Annotated in this window: 4 protein-coding genes; 1 reads left to right on the top strand and 3 read right to left on the bottom strand. The window is 40.3% G+C overall.

The genetic code is table 11. From position 1 onward, the window contains the following. Positions 1-165: 165 nt before the first annotated feature. Together ACNSTQ_RS22875 and ACNSTQ_RS22870 are read right to left on the bottom strand one after the other, a co-directional pair. Positions 166-381 (bottom strand): DUF2922 domain-containing protein, encoded by a 216-nt coding sequence (locus tag ACNSTQ_RS22875; protein ID WP_418202044.1) that lies wholly within the window; start codon positions 379-381, stop codon positions 166-168. A gap of 31 nt (positions 382-412) precedes the next feature. Beyond that, positions 413-619, bottom strand: a complete 207-nt coding sequence (locus ACNSTQ_RS22870) for a DUF1659 domain-containing protein (RefSeq protein ID WP_418202043.1) — start codon at positions 617-619, stop codon at positions 413-415. A gap of 201 nt (positions 620-820) precedes the next feature. On the opposite strand from ACNSTQ_RS22870, the gene ACNSTQ_RS22865 reads away from it, so the two are divergent. Beyond that, positions 821-1,456: a hypothetical protein gene (locus tag ACNSTQ_RS22865; RefSeq protein WP_418202042.1), complete on the top strand. Its 636-nt coding sequence runs from the start codon at positions 821-823 to the stop codon at positions 1,454-1,456. Positions 1,457-1,658: 202 nt separating this feature from the next. Here the strand turns inward: ACNSTQ_RS22865 and ACNSTQ_RS22860 are convergent. Next, on the bottom strand, positions 1,659-2,563 hold a 905-nt coding region (locus ACNSTQ_RS22860), incomplete at its 5' end, for an ISL3 family transposase (protein WP_418202041.1).

The following is a 2,563-nucleotide window of genomic DNA, read 5'->3' as shown; positions in this document are numbered from 1 at the left end:
CTCGAGCTTCCTTCAGATTCCACGTCACCATGGACACCCTTGCTTTTGGCTATGTACTTACCGCTACAAGGTCGTACTCGGGACTTTCACCCGTTAGAGTTCGCCCATGCTGGGCGAACAAAAAAGGAAGAGGCCAGGCCTCCTCCTCTTCCAAACCACCATTAATTAAAACTCAATCGTTTCAACCGTGCGATCAACAACACGCGCATATTTTTTCGCTACCAAATTACCGCCAGACGATGTAAAAGCGTCCTGGGCGATAATCTCATCCATCGCTGCACTAATCGCAGCTGGATCGACTGGATAAACCGGGTTGTCCAATGAAATCGTAACGTTTTTCGTTAATTCGTTTTCAAAGACTAATTCAAGTTTCTTCGTCATCTCATTTCCTCCCTTCTAATTTTACATCCAATTAAAGATCAAGCGCATACGTATTGGCACGGTCCACTTGATAAGGCGTCCAGCCTTGAAGCGGAATTAATGCATCAGCAACGGCTTTTAACTGTTCGTTCGTTGCAGCTGTTTTAATGTTATTGAAGCTCTTTGTTTTTAAGATCGGTTCACCAATTTGGTTGTAACCCGACTCAAACACAATAACTAAACGTGAATTCGAAAGCATCCTTCTCACCCCTTTCACTATGTATATATGGAGGTGCGGATGAAAACGGTGAAGGAAGAACTAAATTTTTTTTAAAGTACGTCAGATCTCTCATTCTATTCATCTATCAAATTACAAAAAAAATTCAAATTGACTCACCGTTTTCCTCTCGAACTCTGTATGTACCTATTGACGGAACGATACGAAGAGGGGGAATTTAAAATGAAGTCAGGTCGAATTGAACAATATAGATCATATAGTCAGTTTGCAACACTAGAGGCATTTAACAAATCTAATAAAATGGCATTAGACATCTACGGACAACACTTTACGAAAGGTGAAAGAATTGCATTTGACGTTCTTACTCGTTTTAGTGTGAAAGTACTCGGTGTTTGTAATGCACGCATCTACAAATTAGTACAAGCCTGCCAAGATATCAAAGGCGGCATTTCCAGGTCAACCTTTGAACGAATGCTTAGAAAAGCAAAGTCGTTAGGCATCATCTCCATTATTCATACCGTACGCGAAACGGGTGGCTATGCCCACAGCGTGTATATTTTTAACCGATTTGACACGCCCAACCAGGAACAATTGACGTCGCGCAAAAACGAAAAAAAGAGTCAACCACCAAAGGCGGATGAGCACAAAAATGCCCAAATCGGCTACCGATCCGCAAAGTTTCCGATCACCATATCGATCGATTTAATGCTGCCGACCATTGTGCACGCATTCAAACAAACCGTTTATCACTATAAGCAAAAGCGAATCCAAACTAGCATTATGCCTTATTTATATAGGACTATGGCGAACCTACTGACTGTGGAGAAAAGGAAGATCATTGCTGAACATTCTCACTGAGGGCAGTGGTTGAAGGGATAATCTGTGTTTTGGAGTTGAGGTAAAATCTCTTTCAAATCATTTCAAAGCTACAGAATCGTTTTTCCTAAAAAAAGTGGGTACTCTTTCTGATGACGCAGTTTGCACTTTCCATAGCGTCATTACTCATTTAAAATCGGTTCTAAGTCAAATGTTGGGGTAGGAGAATTATTCTCCTGCCCCTTTATCCTACCTGAATTGTCTTATCTTTTAATTGATGATGTAATAACACACGCATTCGCAATCTGTCATATCGCTTAAATCCGAATGCATTCCTTTTTATGACTTTCGTTTGGTTGTTAAGCCCCTCAATTGGTCCATTGGTATAACCGAAAGTAAAACTATTAAGAATTTCAACCTCCCAGTTTTTGAACGTTTCAATTGCTTTCATAAACTCTTTCATTCCTGATTTTTCAACCAGATGATAGAAGTTGTGAAGGGCTTGTTTTACTAATAAACCTTCTTTAGAACCAATCTGTTTTGCCTCATCAAACCAAGAACGGAAAGCTTCCTTCAGCTTATAAGCACTCCTCAATTCACTGGAGAGATCTAAATACCTTTCCAAATACCATCGCTGCTTTTCTGTTAATTCTTCATGGCGTTTATTAAAAACATGCTTCATACGCTTACACTTTTTTCGGTCGTACTCATGAAAGTCTTTTTGAACTCTTCTTCGTACACGATCTAATGCCCAATAAATATAGCGACAGAAGTGGAAACGATCCGCAATAATTACAGGACTACCAAGGGCTTTTTCGACAGCTGACTTAAATGAATAACTCATATCCATGACTACCATTTTTACATGGGTACCTTTTTTTAGCAGGTAGGTTTTAACGGTTTTTACCGAACGATCTGGAAGAATGTCCAGTGGCTCTCCTGTCTTTCCATCCGCTATGATGACCTGGTATTTCCCTTTGTTTGTGTCTCCCTTATACTCGTCAATCGCAATCACTTCTGGTAATTCCTCCACCTCCTTAAACATCGGAGTGGAGATCATATCAAATCGTCTGATTACGGTGGTTGGAGATGTACGAAACTGTTTAGCTGTATCTTTGAAATTCTTACCCTGAATGACCCGAAGTCCCA

Source organism: Alkalihalobacterium sp. APHAB7, assembly GCF_048323755.1.
Classification (GTDB): domain Bacteria; phylum Bacillota; class Bacilli; order Bacillales; family Bacillaceae_F; genus Alkalihalobacterium.
This window is presented reverse-complemented; position numbering and strand designations above follow the sequence as displayed.

Bases quoted from the DNA above. Each gene is read 5' to 3' on its own strand.
- ACNSTQ_RS22875 (WP_418202044.1), bottom strand. From the start codon at position 381: ATGACGAAGAAACTTGAATTAGTCTTTGAAAACGAATTAACGAAAAAC.
- ACNSTQ_RS22870 (WP_418202043.1), bottom strand. From the start codon at position 619: ATGCTTTCGAATTCACGTTTAGTTATTGTGTTTGAGTCGGGTTACAAC.
- ACNSTQ_RS22865 (WP_418202042.1), top strand. From the start codon at position 821: ATGAAGTCAGGTCGAATTGAACAATATAGATCATATAGTCAGTTTGCA.